The sequence below is a fragment of the Bacillus sp. FSL K6-3431 genome (assembly GCF_038002605.1).
Lineage (GTDB): Bacteria > Bacillota > Bacilli > Bacillales > Bacillaceae_C > Lederbergia.
Map to the genome: position 1 here is coordinate 4,734,761 of NZ_JBBOCT010000001.1, position 15,302 is coordinate 4,750,062.

Annotated in this window: 10 protein-coding genes; 9 read left to right on the forward strand and 1 reads right to left on the reverse strand. The window is 35.9% G+C overall.

Annotated elements, in window-relative coordinates; genetic code table 11:
- The first annotated feature begins 2 nt into the window (after positions 1-2).
- From MHB53_RS22475 to MHB53_RS22505, 7 genes are all read left to right on the forward strand, one after another.
- Positions 3-899, forward strand: a complete 897-nt coding sequence (locus MHB53_RS22475) for a carbohydrate ABC transporter permease (RefSeq protein WP_340922644.1) — start codon at positions 3-5, stop codon at positions 897-899.
- A gap of 78 nt (positions 900-977) precedes the next feature.
- A complete protein-coding gene (locus MHB53_RS22480; protein ID WP_340922646.1) occupies positions 978-2,633 on the forward strand; it encodes an extracellular solute-binding protein in 1,656 nt (551 codons plus the stop codon).
- A gap of 107 nt (positions 2,634-2,740) precedes the next feature.
- Positions 2,741-4,660, forward strand: coding sequence for a right-handed parallel beta-helix repeat-containing protein (locus MHB53_RS22485; RefSeq protein ID WP_340922649.1), 1,920 nt, complete (start codon positions 2,741-2,743; stop codon positions 4,658-4,660).
- A 40-nt stretch (positions 4,661-4,700) separates the two neighbouring features.
- Complete coding sequence (locus MHB53_RS22490; RefSeq protein WP_340922653.1) at positions 4,701-7,070, forward strand: glycoside hydrolase family 95 protein; 2,370 nt, start codon at positions 4,701-4,703, stop codon at positions 7,068-7,070.
- A 307-nt stretch (positions 7,071-7,377) separates the two neighbouring features.
- Complete coding sequence (locus MHB53_RS22495; RefSeq protein ID WP_340922656.1) at positions 7,378-8,565, forward strand: Gfo/Idh/MocA family protein; 1,188 nt, start codon at positions 7,378-7,380, stop codon at positions 8,563-8,565.
- The gene (locus MHB53_RS22500; RefSeq protein WP_340922659.1) at positions 8,546-10,291 is read left to right on the forward strand and encodes a glycoside hydrolase family 35 protein; all 1,746 of its coding nucleotides are present in this window, start codon (positions 8,546-8,548) and stop codon (positions 10,289-10,291) included. The genes MHB53_RS22495 and MHB53_RS22500 overlap by 20 nt, the downstream gene beginning before the upstream one ends.
- A gap of 105 nt (positions 10,292-10,396) precedes the next feature.
- Complete coding sequence (locus MHB53_RS22505; protein ID WP_340922662.1) at positions 10,397-11,569, forward strand: GNAT family N-acetyltransferase; 1,173 nt, start codon at positions 10,397-10,399, stop codon at positions 11,567-11,569.
- Positions 11,570-11,706: 137 nt separating this feature from the next.
- On the opposite strand, the gene MHB53_RS22510 is transcribed toward MHB53_RS22505, so the two are convergent.
- Positions 11,707-12,291: a YesL family protein gene (locus MHB53_RS22510; protein WP_340922664.1), complete on the reverse strand. Its 585-nt coding sequence runs from the start codon at positions 12,289-12,291 to the stop codon at positions 11,707-11,709.
- A gap of 433 nt (positions 12,292-12,724) precedes the next feature.
- Here MHB53_RS22510 and MHB53_RS22515 point away from each other — a divergent pair, with 433 nt between their 5' ends.
- Positions 12,725-14,473 (forward strand): cache domain-containing sensor histidine kinase, encoded by a 1,749-nt coding sequence (locus MHB53_RS22515; protein WP_340922666.1) that lies wholly within the window; start codon positions 12,725-12,727, stop codon positions 14,471-14,473.
- The gene (locus MHB53_RS22520; RefSeq protein WP_340922667.1) at positions 14,470-15,240 is read left to right on the forward strand and encodes a response regulator transcription factor; all 771 of its coding nucleotides are present in this window, start codon (positions 14,470-14,472) and stop codon (positions 15,238-15,240) included. Before MHB53_RS22515 ends, MHB53_RS22520 begins: the two co-directional genes overlap by 4 nt.
- Positions 15,241-15,302: the final 62 nt, after the last annotated feature.

A 15,302-nucleotide genomic window follows, 5' to 3' on the forward strand; every position in this document is an offset into this window, starting at 1 on the left:
ATATGAATGCAAAGACGAGTATAAGAATAAAAGAATCAATGGGCGATCGTTTTTTCGTTGGTGCAATTTACGTATTATTGATATTAGTTTTAATAGCCGTTCTGTATCCGCTTATTTATATAGTCAGTGCTTCATTCAGTAATCCATCTGCTGTAACATCTGGTCGAGTTTGGTTACTTCCGATAGATCCGACAATTTTAGGATATACAACAGTTTTTAAAAATCCACAAATTATTCAAGGTTTTTCGAACTCGCTGTTTTATACAGTTGCCGGCACATTAATAAGTGTAAGTATTACTATTATGCTAGCCTACCCACTCTCTAGGACAACGTTTTATGGACGCAAACTTATTATGATCATTCTTGTGTTTACAATGATTTTTGACGGCGGTTTAATCCCATTGTATCTGGTTGTAAAAAATTTGAACTTTATCGATACGATCTGGGCACTTTTACTACCTTCAGCTCTTGCTGTTTTCCAAGTTATCATTGCTCGTACGTTTTTCCAGTCAACCATTCCAGCAGAGTTAGTGGAGGCAAGTGAAATGGATGGTTGTAGCGATATTGGATTTATCTTTAGGGTTGTCTTACCATTAGCAAAGCCGATCATCGCTGTACTTGTGTTGATGTATGCAGTGATGAAATGGAATATGTATTTCGATGCATTAATCTATTTAAAATCGGAAGAACTATTTCCATTACAAATTATTTTAAGGAGTATCCTAATTTTGAATACTGACCCATCTGCAAATATTCAAGAAATGTTGAAGTTGCAAGGACTAAAAGAGTTAATGAAATACTCTTTAATTGTCGTTTCGAGTCTACCAGTTTTGATCCTCTATCCTTTTGTTCAAAAGCATTTTGTTAAAGGAATGTTAATCGGATCAGTAAAAGGGTGATCTGTAAAAATGCTTGTAAAATGATAGAGATTTGTAATGGATTTATATAAATTTAATAAAAAAGGGGAGAGATTTTATATGAGAAGGTTAGGATTTTTTAGTCTTACTCTATTAGTAGCACTTTTCATGATTCTTTCAGGGTGCGTACCTAGTAAGACTAATTCAGGAAATAGTCCTTCAAAGGATAATTCAGACCCAGATGGTCCAATAGAGGTATCTATTTTTACACCTAAATTTTCTAGCGATGCAGATTATAGTAAGGATCCATTTACGAAAATGGTTGAAGAAAAATTCAATATGAAAATTAAATGGGAGTATGTCAATCAAGATGCTGCAAAGGAAAAACGTCAATTATCGTTAGCAAGCGGGGATTACCCCGATGCATATATGTTAGTTACTTGGGTTGATAATATTTCGAAAGTAGATGCCCAAAAGTATGGTAAGGAAGGTGTCTTCATGCCATTAAATGATTTAATTAAAGATCACGCACCTAATATACAAAAGGCGATGGAAGACCTACCTTATTTGGAAAAAGGTATGACTGCTCCAGACGGTAATATTTACGGATTGCCATTAGTTAATGAATGCTATCATTGCTCAGTATCCGGGAAAATGTGGATTAATACAGAGTGGTTGGGGAATTTAAACTTAGAAATGCCGAAAACGACAGAAGAGTTTAAGAGTGTATTAGAGGCATTTAAGAATGATGACCCGAATGGAAATGGAAAAAAAGACGAAGTCCCTTTGAGTGGAGAAACTCCTAAGCTAGGTGGGAATCCTATTCAATTTTTAATGGGTGCCTTTATTCCGAATAACGGGATGGATTATATTAACGTCAGTGATGGAAAGTTATCATTGGGTGCCATGCAGCCGGAATGGAAAGATGGTTTGAACTATGTTCAATCATTATACGCAGAAGGACTAATCGATCACGGTGCATTTACACAAAATGCAGAGGCTTTTAAACAATTGGGGACACCTGAAGGAGATGCGATACTTGGAGCTGGTGCGGGGCAACACTCGGGCATCTTTGTAGACTTGCAATCCGAACACTCCAAAAACTATGATGTTATACCACCTTTAAAGGGACCTAAAGATGCTCAGTATACGTCGTCCAATTATGGAAACGTAAATAATTTTGCTTTCGCAATTACTGACAAAGCAAAAGGAAAAAAAGCGGAAGCCTTAATTAAATTAGCGGATTATTTATATACTGAAGAAGGTACAATTGCAACGACAAGAGGAGAAGAAGGGGTCAATTGGAGGAAGGGTGAGCCTGAAGATATTGATTTAAATGGTGAACAAGCAAAAATCGTAACCATTAAACAAGATCCAGATTTAACAGATGAAGAAAAAGAAGCTTTAAAGTACGGTTGGGGAGAAAGAGGCCCACTTATGTTGACGAGAACAATCAGAGACGCAACTGCGACTGATATAGATGAGTGGTCACCAGAAGGTTATGAGCGCAGATTGTTTAATGCAACTAAAAAATATGATGGGTTCCAACCAGAAGAACAATTCAATTTCGAATCAGCTTGGGTTAGTCCAGAAGATGCAGAAGAAGTTTCTTTGTTGAAAATCAATATTAATAAATATATTGAAGAAAATATGGTCCAATTTGTTACAGGCTCAAAGAATATTGATAAAGAATGGGATAATTATATTGATGGCTTTAAAGCATTGCAAGTCGATCGTTATCTAGAAATCTATCAAAAAGCATATGATTTAGAGTAAAAATGATCTAATAAACTAAAAACGAATACACTAAGTTTTTTAACTGAAGTGTATTCGTTTTTGTTATAATAAATACATATATTTACATTAGTTAGGGGTAATTGGATATGGATAAAACAAGAATCATTGATGTAAGAAAGTATGAGGGAGAAGTTGGCCCTTTTCAAGATTATACAATGATAGTACATAATTTGCTGCAGGATTTAAAAGGCTCAAAGGAACATTTAATTGTTTCATTTCCGCAAGGTACTTATCATTTTTACCCCGACTATGCTCCGAAGCGGGAGTTTCATACTTCTAATACGGACACAAGAAATCATCCGATTAAGAGAGTTTGCTTTCTTATAGAAGAATTGGAAAATATAACAATAGAAGGAAATGGTTCATTATTTCTTTTTCATGGTGATGTCATGGGATTTGGAATCTTTCATTCGAAGAACATTCAATTGCAAAATCTATCATGGGATTATGAGGTGCCAACTTTATCAGAATTGATGGTTCAAAGAACCGGAGAAGAGCAGGGGAGTATTTATGCAGATTATAAGATTGGTGATAATATTCCGTACGAAATTAGCGCAGATCAACAATCTTTTTATTGGTTAAGTGAGAGAAGTCCTTATTCAAAGGAACTGTATTGGAAAGATGAAGGATCTAAAAATGATATGGTCATTGTTGGGTTTGATGAAAGATCTGGGGTCAAAAGAAGGCATAAGGTGAATGGCGGGCCGTTCGCAAATAATAAAATAAGAATAGAAGAGCGCAAAAAAGGTATTGTACGTATTTATTATGATCGGGCGCTTCCAACTGAAGTTATCCCCAATCGTGTATTTGAATTTTGTAAAGTAACGGACCGTAATACAGCAGGAGTATTAATTTGGGAAAGTGAAAATATCTGTTTAACGAATGTAACGATCCACTATATGCACGGTTTTGGATTTTTGGTGCAAATGAGTGGTGATGTTTCTTTTCTAGAGACTCACTTCGTACCGAATACTGCCAAGGGGAAACATGGTTCAAGCTTTGCCGATTCTATTCATGTATCAGGTGCTAAGGGAAGGATTATAATTGAAGGATGTACCTTTACACATCCACATGATGATCCAATTAATATTCACGGTACTTACACGAGGATCCAAAAAATAATCAATGATCATACATTGGAAGTTATTTATGCACATCATCAACAATCTGGTTTTCCGCAATATCATATCGGAGATAAAGTTGTCTTTTTTAATCGAGCTACAATGGGAGAAGATTTCGCTGATGAATATGAAGTAATAAAGGTAGTCCACCCTGGACAAGAAGGAAATGATTTGCAAACAATGCAAGTGTCATTTGATCAAAAGTTACCGTTTGAAAAGATACAGAATGAGCATGGAGAGTATTTATATGTAATGGAGAATGTGACATATACACCTGAAGTAGTAATAATAAATAATTCCTTTGCACATGTACCGACAAGAGGCATTCTCTGCACTACACGTAAAAAAGTGCTAATTGAAGGAAATCACTTTCAAAATATTACGATGAGTTGTATATTTATCTCAAATGATTCAAATGACTGGTATGAATCTGGCCCTGTTAGGGACATGACAATCCGAGGTAATACATTTTACATAACCCCAATAGAGAGATGGAATTATCGTAAACCCGCAATTTACATTCATCCTATTGCATTAGGGGAGAAGGTATCGCCAGTCCCTATTCATAAAAATATTACTATTGAAAATAATACTTTTTATATGGGTCATGAATGTGCAGTTTCCGCTGAAAATGTTGACAATTTGAGCATTAAAAATAATAAAATTATTAATCTACAAGAAGATAGCGGTAATGAAATACAAGCTATTGAATATCAGCAGAAATATAATAGTGAGCATGCAATTTTATTTGAGGTCGACTCGTGTAAAAGTGTATTAATAGAAGGAAATCACTATGATCACTTCTCACCTTATGTTAGGATTAACCGGATGAGAGAAAGTGAGCTTATTATTAATAAGGAGCAGACTACAGTAGTTAATGCGTAGAAATAGATACATAATAATAGAATGAATGAGGGATTATCATATGAATCTTTTATCTTATAGTAAAGCGGCAAACGTTTGGACAGAGGCTCTGCCACTCGGTAACGGAAGAATAGGTGCGATGCATTTCGGTGGTATTGAAACAGATAGGTTTCAGTTGAATGCAGATACTTTATGGTCGGGTCCACCGAAGAAGAATAAGAAATACGATGATCAGGAATCGTTACAAAAGGTTAGAAAACTGATAGAAGAAGAGAAATACGATGATGCGATAAGTGAAACGAAGAATATGTTTGGCCCGTATACACAAGCCTATATGCCACTAGGGAATCTAGTGATTCAATATCTGCATGGCGATGTCGCCCAGAAATATGAGCGTGTATTAGATATTAATCAGGCGATTTCCTCCGTAAAATACAAGGTTGGAAAAGTTGAATATTCAAGGGAAGCGTTTATATCACATCCGCATCAAGTACTAGCAATCGAGCTTACAAGTTCAGTTGAAAAAAAGATAAATATTAATATCAGCATAGATAGTTTATTAAAGAGCAGAACAGAAAATGTCGAAGATAAGGTAATCCTACAAGGTATTTGTCCTGAAAGTTGTGCACCAACATATTTTCATGAGAATGAAGAGCCCATTATATATGGAGAATTTGGTGAAACACAGGCGATTCATTTCGAAGGAAGACTAGGTGTTGTTGTTGAAGATGGCCAAGTAGATTCCCAAAATGGAATTCTTTCTATTCAACATGCGACAAAAGCGATTCTTTATTTTTCTGTTGCTACATCATTCAATGGCTTCGATCAGTTACCGGGTACAGATTTTCGCGAATTAACTAAACAAAATGAAGCACATCTATCAAAGGCAATGAGTATCTCATATAATCAATTGAAAGCGCTGCATATACAAGATTACCAAAATTTATTTAAGCGTGTGGAATTCTCCTTACAAGATGGAAAATTAAAAAAGCAACTCGATACAGATGAAAGAGTGAAGAGATCCGGTGCTAATGACTTAGGTATGGTAGAACTATTATTCCAATATGGCCGTTATTTAATGATTTCTTCTTCTCGCGAGGGAACACAACCAGCGAATTTACAAGGAATATGGAATGATTCAATGCGTGCACCATGGTCATCAAACTACACATTAAATATTAATGCAGAAATGAATTACTGGCCAGCAGAGGTAACGAATTTAGCTGAATGTCATCGTCCATTATTAACAGCAATAGATGAACTTTCGAAAAACGGTACGAAAATGGTGAGTGAACGATATGGATTAAAAGGTTGGACGGCACATCATAATACGGATGTATGGAGACATGCTGAACCAGTTGGTGATGATCGCCATGGAGATCCGAACTGGGCGTTTTGGCCGATGGCAGGTCCATGGTTATGCCGCCACTTATGGGAACATTACATCTATTCGCAAGATAAAGAATATCTTACGAAAGAGGCATTACCAATCATGGCAGGTGCAGCGGCGTTTTGCTTAGATTGGCTAATTGAAGACGAAAATGGTTATTTGATCACATCGCCATCAACTTCACCTGAACACCATTTTTATACGGAAAATGGGCAAGAAGGATCTGTTACGAAGGGTGCGACAATGGATCTTCAAGTAATCTGGGATTTGTTTACAAACTGTATGGAGGCAGCTGAAGTTCTTAATTTGAATGACGAGTGGATACAGCAAGTAAAAGCAGCAAAAGATCGTTTGCATCCATTGCAAATCGGTAAATATGGACAATTACAAGAGTGGTTGATTGATTATGAAGATGTAGAACCACATCATCGCCATGTATCTCATTTATATGGACTTTATCCTGGCAATCAAATTACAGACGGACCGCTATTAGAAGCTACCAAACAAACTTTGAACAGACGTGGAGATGAAGGAACTGGTTGGAGTTTGGGCTGGAAAATTTGTCTGTGGGCAAGATTGAAAGATGGTGAGCGTGTCAATAAGTTGCTAGATCAATTATTTAACATTGTCTCAGCGAACAGAGAAGTTTTTATCGGTGGAGGATTGTATCCGAACCTATTAGGTGCTCACCCGCCTTTCCAAATTGATGGGAATTTTGGCTATACAGCGGGAGTAGCTGAGATGATTATCCAATCTCATAAAGGTTATGTGGAACTATTGCCGGCACTTCCGTCAACTTGGTTAAAAGGGACATTATCTGGTGTCCGTGTGCAAGGTGGATTTGAGGTAAATCTATCTTGGGACAAGATGCAAGCGAGTACATTAGAAGTAACTTGTAAAGCAGATAACCCCTTTGTTCTGAAATCAAGTAAATCTATCATCGTTCGTAAAGATGGAAATGAAGATAAAAAAATCGAGCCTGTTGATGGATTGATAGAAATAGAGATGGAACAAAATCAACAATATCAGTTCCTATTTTAACTTCATTCAGCAGAAGTCCCCATTTCTATAAGTGGCGGGATGAATACGATTTACCCTAATTCAGTGGGAGTGCAAACCCCGGTTGAATGAAGTGAAAGCCTCCGGCGGATGTCACAGATTTTTAGAGGAAGTTTATCGAGCGAGCTCGATAAAATCTGGACGCAATTCCGCCAAGGCGTAATTGATAATAAACATAGAATATTCCATTCATCCAATACAGATAGTATTTGATACCCGCTAATATAACGGAGTTGGATTGATTAAAATGACGGAAAAAAATAAATAATTGACAAAAGAGGTGAGCATAATGACACAATTAAGAATTGGTGTAATCGGGGTAGGCGGAAGAAGTTCGATTGTGCAATATTGGCATAATCCGGATGGGAATTCTGTTGTCGTTGGAGCAGCAGATATTTCACCAGAGTCACTAGAGAAGTTTAAAAAAGAAGTTAATCTAGACGCTTTCGTAACAACGGATTATCAAGAGTTATTAGCGAGAGAAGATATTGATGCTGTTGCTATATTATCACCGGATTATTTGCACGAGGAACATGCTACTGCAGCGCTACAGGCAGGAAAACATGTATATTGTGAAAAGCCATTGGCGATAACGCCAGAAGGATGCGACCGTATTCTTGATGAATGGAAAAAGTCAGGAAAACACTTGATGGTTGGATTTAATATGCGCTATATGAGTATGTACCAAACAATGAAAGAAATTATTGATTCTGGTGTGATTGGTGACATAAAAGCAGTATGGGTACGGCATTTTGTCGGACTTGGCGGGTATTTTTATTATCACGATTGGCATGGTACAGCAGCAAATACGACGTCATTATTATTACAAAAAGCCTCTCATGATCTCGATGTGATTCATTGGTTAACGGGAAGCTATGCAACTAAGGTATCAGCATTTGGTAGTTTAGATTATTATGGTGGAGATAAACCAAATGATTTGCATTGTCCAGACTGTGATGTGAAGGATACATGTCCAGATGTTAGTCTGAAACGGTTAACGCAATGTGCATTCCGCGAAGAAATAGATGTGGAGGACAATAGTATGTTAATCATGGAATTAGAAGGCGGCATTAAAGCTTCTTATATGCAATGTCATTTTACGCCAGACTATTCCCGAAATTATACATTTATTGGGACGAAAGGTCGTCTTGAAAATGATGATGTAAATGATAAAGTTTTTGTGAAAACAAGAAAGTCGGGTTCATGGCATGAAATGAGCGATATTACGTATGACATGAAGAAAACGGAAGGAACGCATGGTGGTGCAGACCCGCGCATCTGTGAAGATTTTGTTAATTTAGTTTTGGATAATAAACAACCATTAACGACACCTTTTGCAGGTCGGATGAGTGTTGCTGTCGGAGTCGCGGCAACTGAATCCATTCGTTCTGGAGGAAAAGTAGTCCATATTGATCAAGGGGAACATAAACCAAAAACAACAAATATAGAGGTGCAAAATGGCAAAGTTAACGTATAAGGATCAATCATTCTTACTAGATGGCAAGGAAACATTATTATTAAGTGGTGCAATGCATTATTTTAGAACAGTGCCAGAGTACTGGGAAGATCGGCTAATCAAACTAAAAGAATGTGGATTAAACACAGTAGAAACGTATGTGGCATGGAATATACACGAACCAGAAGAAGGGAAATTTGTTTTTGACGGTATTGCAGATATTGAGCGGTTTATTAAAACAGCTGAAAAAGTCGGTCTACATGTTATTGTCAGACCTGGACCATATATATGCGCAGAGTGGGAATTTGGTGGTTTTCCTTCTTGGTTAATGACGGTGCCGAATATTAAATTACGCTGCTTCAATGAACCGTATTTAGAAAAAGTAGAAGCTTATTTCGATGTATTATTTGAAAGATTACAGCCATTACTAAGTTCAAACGGTGGTCCAGTTATTGCTGTTCAAATTGAAAACGAGTACGGCAGCTTCGGGAATGATCAAAAGTATTTACAATATATGCGTGACAGTGTTCAAAAAAGAGTCGGCGATGAGCTTCTCTTTACATCAGATGGCCCTGCAGATTCTATGCTGAATGGTGGGATGATTGAAGATGTGTTTGAAACGGTGAACTTTGGATCACGTGCAGAATCGGCTTTTAAATTATTGAAGGAATACCAACCAAAGGCTCCACTCATGTGTATGGAATTTTGGCATGGCTGGTTTGATCATTGGGGAGAAGAGCATCACACAAGATCATCAGAAAGTGTTGTTGAGACATTAGATGAAATGTTACAACAAAATGGCTCCGTAAATTTTTATATGGCACATGGCGGAACAAACTTTGGTTTTTATAATGGAGCAAATCATAATGAGGAAATTTATCAGCCGACAATTACTAGCTATGATTATGATTCGCTATTGACGGAATCAGGAGATGTGACGGAAAAGTTCTATGCTGTTAGGAAAACTTTTGAAAAATATGTTGATTTGCCGGAGATGCAACTGCCAGCACCAACACAAAAAAAGCAATATGGTGAAATTCATTTTACTGAGCGATTTGCATTGCTAGATTCATTGAATCAACTTTCTTCTCCACAGCAAAGCCAGGCGCCATTGACGATGGAGGAATACGGACAAGATTACGGGTTTATCGTTTATGAAACAATTATTAAAGGTGCGTATGGTAGGCAAAGGTTGACTGTTCAAGATGTCCATGATCGTGGACAAGTTTATTTGAACGGCGAATATGCCGGCTTAGTTGATCGAATTAGCGGTAAATCTAGTTTGGAAGTTGATATTACAGAGGAAGAAACAAAACTACAGATTATTGTAGAGAATATGGGACGGATTAATTACGGTCCTTTCCTTGTTGATTTCAAAGGTATTACAGAGGGAGTCAGGATGGGGAACCAATTCCTATTTGATTGGACTGTTTATCCTCTACCATTAAATGAGTTGAGTAAGTTGCAGTTCACTGCGGAGGAACCAAAAGAAAATCATCCGTACTTCCATCGTGGTATCTTAGAAGTAGATGAGGTGGCGGATACTTTCATAGATGTGTCAAAGTGGACAAAAGGTGTTGTCTTTGTAAATGGCCATAATCTTGGTCGCTATTGGGAGATTGGTCCACAACAAACATTATATTTACCGGCTCCATTTTTACAAGAAGGAGAAAATGAAATTATTGTACTAGAATTGCATAAGCATGAACATAGTGTAATGTTTGTTGATACACCTAAGCTAGGATAAGTATTCATAAAAGGGGGCTATGGAGCCTCCTTCTAAAAAAACATTTACACGCAAAGTCTCCAATATTAAATAGATAAAAATGCTCCAAGAAGGAGATCTTATAATATGGAAAAAGTTGAAATAAGAACGATACATAGCAATGAGGAACTAGAACAGGTTTATGAACTATGGGCCAATGTTTTTCCGGAAAATAAAGCTTTTTTTCAAGAGCGCATAGAACTTAATTCAGATTATGATTTTCAAACTACTTGGATTGCGAAAGTGAATGGTAATATCGCAGCATCTGTGCAAATATTTCCGTATTATACCTACTACGAAAACACCTATTTGAAGGTAGGCGGGATTGGAAACGTAGCTACCTATCCAGAATATCGGGGACGAGGACTTATTCAAACGATATTAAAAAAGCAAACAATGTGGATGCGTGATAATGGTTTCGACTTATCCTTGCTATTCACAGATATAAATTCTTTCTATGAAAAAGCTGGGTGGCATACGGTTCCGATCCAATCTAATGTTGCAAGGAATATACCTGAAATACCAGCATTCGATTATTCTATTGGGGAATTCACTTATTCGAACTTGATAGAAGTAAAATCCCTGTATGACGGATTTTCAAAAAAAAATATTGGCCCTTGGATTAGATCATCTATCTATTGGGAGAGACAGCTCAACAAGAGAAATGAAAAACCCGCAAATTTTCTTATTGCCAAAAGTGATAATAAAGTTGTTGCATATATAAGATTTCAGTCTATGAATGGAAATATTGCGATTGATGAGTGTTGTTATAGAGAGGAACATGAAAATGCAGGGCTCTCTTTATTGAAAGAAATTCTTACTAGAAATAACGATTATCAGCGTGTTCGTATTACTTTAGCTAAAAACCATGTATTAACCCGTCACTTTCAGGAGTGGGATACTGAAACTGTTGTTGAAACATCTGGTATGTGGAAGGTCATTAATTTTTATGGATTACTGGAGAAATTAAGAGGTGTTTTCACTGATAGGATGCAGGTTGAAAATACTAGTAAATCAATAGATATGGACTATACTATTCTATTGCAATGTGGGGATCTCGATGCTCTTCTTGTAAGAAAAGAAAAGATAATTGATGTTAAAAAGCCTTCTGAATCATTTACTTATAACGAATTAATAAAACTAGATAATAGTGCATTCATCTCTATGATACTGAACGGTTCAGAGAAAAAGGGACCCGACCAATTGCAGAATTTATTTCCAAATGTCGACTATACTTTCTGGGGGACGGATTCTTTTTAGGAATACCCCAACAACCACTATCAAAAAATGCATATACAAAAATGCCAAAGGGAGAACCAAACTTCCCTTGGCATTTTTCGTTTATACTTAATCTTGCTTTTGGAATCCCCAATATTTCAGAAATGAAACGAGTTTACTTAGGACATTTGGGAAACTTCCATTTCAATACTATGAGGTTCTTCTTCCGGGATTACTTTTCTAAACTTAATATCTGCGATCCAGTATATAAGATAGGCAGAAACACTGAAAAAGAAAAAGAAAATTAAAAAGGTGAAGCGCAAAGATAAAATGGTCCAAGCGCCAAGAATAATCAAACAAATAATTGTTAAATGAAGTTTGTATAATCCCATTTGTAAACTGGAAATACATAAACGTTTGAATGTTGTACTCATATGGACCATAAGTGGATAAATACTTATGAAAGATAATAGCGCTAAAATACTAATAAATAGGAGCGCGATATAAATAAAAATTTTCATGGAAGCAGTTATTTGGGTTAATAAGTAGAAATCGTACATTAGAAATGCTCCAATTAATGTGAACAGAATGCCTACCAAATAACTCTGTTTCCAATTTTCGAGAAACATTTCCTTGAATTGTGAAAATACAGCTACATCTTCATTTCTTCTCCATTTTCGTATGACTCCAAAGAGCGCTGCAATAGATGGATAAATCGTAATAATAGGTATACAGAAAACAATAAACAAAATATTCAAATACATAAAATTATATATCCAAGTACCCGTTCGGTAGAAAATACCATCCATGCTAAAAATGTTCAACACCCCATAATATTAGAAATTGTGCGAAAATACTTTATAGTAATTATATCAAAAGTAAAGTAACCAAACAATGGCATAAGTATTATTGCACAATACTATCGTATGAAAAAAACTAATATTATCAGAATGAGAAAATTATTTTAGATGCTAAACAAGCAAAAATATGATAGAACTAATAATTAAAATACTTCGTCTTCATATAAGTCTCTCAATTCTCAGTAAAAGGCAAATATTTAACGACTCCTCTTATGAGCAGCTGGATATTATCGTCTAATATAGAATGGTATAAAACATAGTATGGATTAGACTTCAAAGTACTTATTGGTAAGTAAATAACTAAATTCATAGTCTTAAAGAGGAAGGGCTGTTCTGTATGCTCGGACGATTCAAAAAATATATTACATTACGGAATCAAATATTATTTGTATTTTTATTCGCAATGGCCATTGTCTTATGTTTAGTTGGATTTGTCATTTTTCATTTGGTAGGAACGATATTGACCAACAATGCTGATAAACAGATTCAGCAGACAGCTATACAAGCAAGTGGAAGAATTGATAATTTGTATAAACAACTCGAGTTATTAACGAGTCAGGTTGCTACAAATGCAAAAGTACAGCAATTGCTTACGCAAGAAGTAAAAGGGGATTTTGCTTCTTTTCAAGAAAGGCAGTCTTTGATGCAAACAGTTAATTCTTTTCGCGCTTACTCCAACGGCATTAATGCACTAGAATTGTATTTGCCTGATTTTCAAATGCTATATCCAATTGGCGATTCATATCTAGACCAAAAAATAAGTATTAATTGGGCTATGGAAGCTGATAAAGCAAAAGGAGCAATGGTATGGATTGGCAAAGATCCTAATAACTCTGAGCAATTACTTGCTATCCGCAGAGTTAGTTTAATGGATCGCTGGTTTTCCAAAGGTGGCTATTTATTAGTTTATATTGATAAAGGATATTTTAATTATCATAACGAGGCTGAGGGAAAACCCCCAGAAGATGAATATACGATTATATTCGATAATAATATGGAAACTGTATCTTCAACGATAAAAGCTGATATTCAAGAAATTTCTCCGCTTGATACATCTACAATATCTATTAAAGATATTGACTATATGATGGTAAAACAAACTTCCAATGCCACCTCTTGGACATTGGTTATTTTGACGCCATTAAAAAAATTAACAAAAGGCCTTGAAGTTTTAAAAATAGCTATTCTGGTTTCTGGGATCATTGGCTTTATCATTTTCTTTATATTATCTTTACCACTATCAACAATGATAACTAGACCAATATTCAGGTTAATTAAAACGATGAGAAATACGCATCGAGGTGAGCTTGTTCCAAGTCCAAAATCATCTTCAATTATTGAAATAGCCGAATTAAATAGAACGTATAATAAATTGGTCGCTGATACTAATCATTTAATTCAAGTTGTGTATGAGAAGGAATTACTTCGCAGCCATACCGAATTGAGAGCGTTGCAGGCGCAAATAAATCCCCATTTTTTGTTTAATACATTGAATGCGCTTTATTGGTCACTTGATGAAAAAGGAGAAGACAATTTGGCAAATCAAGTGATCGCGATGTCCCATTTATTCAGGTATACGATCAGTCAATCGAAGAAGGATGAATGGGTGACAATACAAGAGGAGATCGAACATATAGAAAGATACATGTTTATTATGCAAATGAGATTAGGGGAGGAACTAATATGGGAAATAACAATACCAGAAGAATACAGAAATGTCAGAATTCCGAAGCTTATGGTTCAGCCACTTGTCGAAAATGCAGTGATTCATGGTATAGGAAATAAAGTGGGTGGAGGGGAGATTAGTATTATTATCAAGAAATCCAATCAAACCAATCTACTTATTATTGTTCGTGATAATGGCCCAGGCATAGATAAAAAGACACTTGAAGAAATTATTGAATCTATGGAAAATGGTCAAGTTCAATCACCGAAAGGAACCGGCATAGGGATTTCTAATGTGAATAGAAGAATACAACTATACTATAAGGATATGAATGGTAAAGGGCTCGAGATAGATAGTAGCATCGGTAAAGGTACGATGGTCTCTTTTGAAATACCGATAAATGGAGGGGGATTGGGATGAATACAAAAACGATATTAATCGTTGATGATGAACAACAAGCACGACAAGGATTAAAGCGAACATTGGAAGGGTGGGGGAAGGAAAAGAATTATGTATTAAGCGCTAGAAGTGGAAAAGAGGCCCTAGCTCTTTTTGAAACGAATAAAATCCACCTTCTCATCACTGATATTAGAATGCCAGAGATATCAGGCATTGATTTGCTTAAAGCATTACAAAAGACAAATTATCAGCCTGTTGTCATTATTATTTCCAGCTATTCAGAATTTGAATATGCGCAAGAAGCAATTAGGCTGGGTGTAACCAATTATTTGCTGAAACCATTTACTAAGCAAAAACTAATTGAAGCAGTGCAGGATGCCTTAAAAACCGAGGAGAAAATAAATAAAACAGGAATCTTGGAAAGAGTGGCAGATGAGCAGCTGATGAAAATGGAGTCAGAAAGAAGTAGCATGAGAGATTCAATCAAAAATGCATTGGAATATATTGATATGAATATAAAAAAACAAATCAATTTAAGCGAAACGGCCAACCACGTACATTTAAATTCGAGCTATTTTAGTGTTTTATTTAAAGAGCAAACAAATATGACATTTAGTGAATATATTACCCGCAAAAGACTACAGGCAGCAAAGAATCTTCTCATTCATTCGGATCTAACCGTTGAGGAAATATCTTATGCTATTGGTTATCAAACCCCGAAATACTTTATTAAATTATTTAAAGAACATGAGGAAATTACACCAAGTAAATATAGAAAAATGGAATGAACCTAATAATAGTGGTATTTCCCCCAATTGTAGTGGTCTTATTTGCAAGCGCTAACAGTGAT

Excerpts from the sequence above, each read along its gene's own strand:
- MHB53_RS22475 (WP_340922644.1), top strand. The coding sequence starts at position 3 with ATGAATGCAAAGACGAGTATAAGAATAAAAGAATCAATGGGCGATCGT.
- MHB53_RS22510 (WP_340922664.1), bottom strand. The coding sequence starts at position 12,291 with ATGTATTTGAATATTTTGTTTATTGTTTTCTGTATACCTATTATTACG.
- MHB53_RS22515 (WP_340922666.1), top strand. The coding sequence starts at position 12,725 with ATGCTCGGACGATTCAAAAAATATATTACATTACGGAATCAAATATTA.
- MHB53_RS22490 (WP_340922653.1), top strand. The coding sequence starts at position 4,701 with ATGAATCTTTTATCTTATAGTAAAGCGGCAAACGTTTGGACAGAGGCT.
- MHB53_RS22505 (WP_340922662.1), top strand. The coding sequence starts at position 10,397 with ATGGAAAAAGTTGAAATAAGAACGATACATAGCAATGAGGAACTAGAA.
- MHB53_RS22485 (WP_340922649.1), top strand. The coding sequence starts at position 2,741 with ATGGATAAAACAAGAATCATTGATGTAAGAAAGTATGAGGGAGAAGTT.
- MHB53_RS22495 (WP_340922656.1), top strand. The coding sequence starts at position 7,378 with ATGACACAATTAAGAATTGGTGTAATCGGGGTAGGCGGAAGAAGTTCG.
- MHB53_RS22480 (WP_340922646.1), top strand. The coding sequence starts at position 978 with ATGAGAAGGTTAGGATTTTTTAGTCTTACTCTATTAGTAGCACTTTTC.
- MHB53_RS22520 (WP_340922667.1), top strand. The coding sequence starts at position 14,470 with ATGAATACAAAAACGATATTAATCGTTGATGATGAACAACAAGCACGA.
- MHB53_RS22500 (WP_340922659.1), top strand. The coding sequence starts at position 8,546 with ATGGCAAAGTTAACGTATAAGGATCAATCATTCTTACTAGATGGCAAG.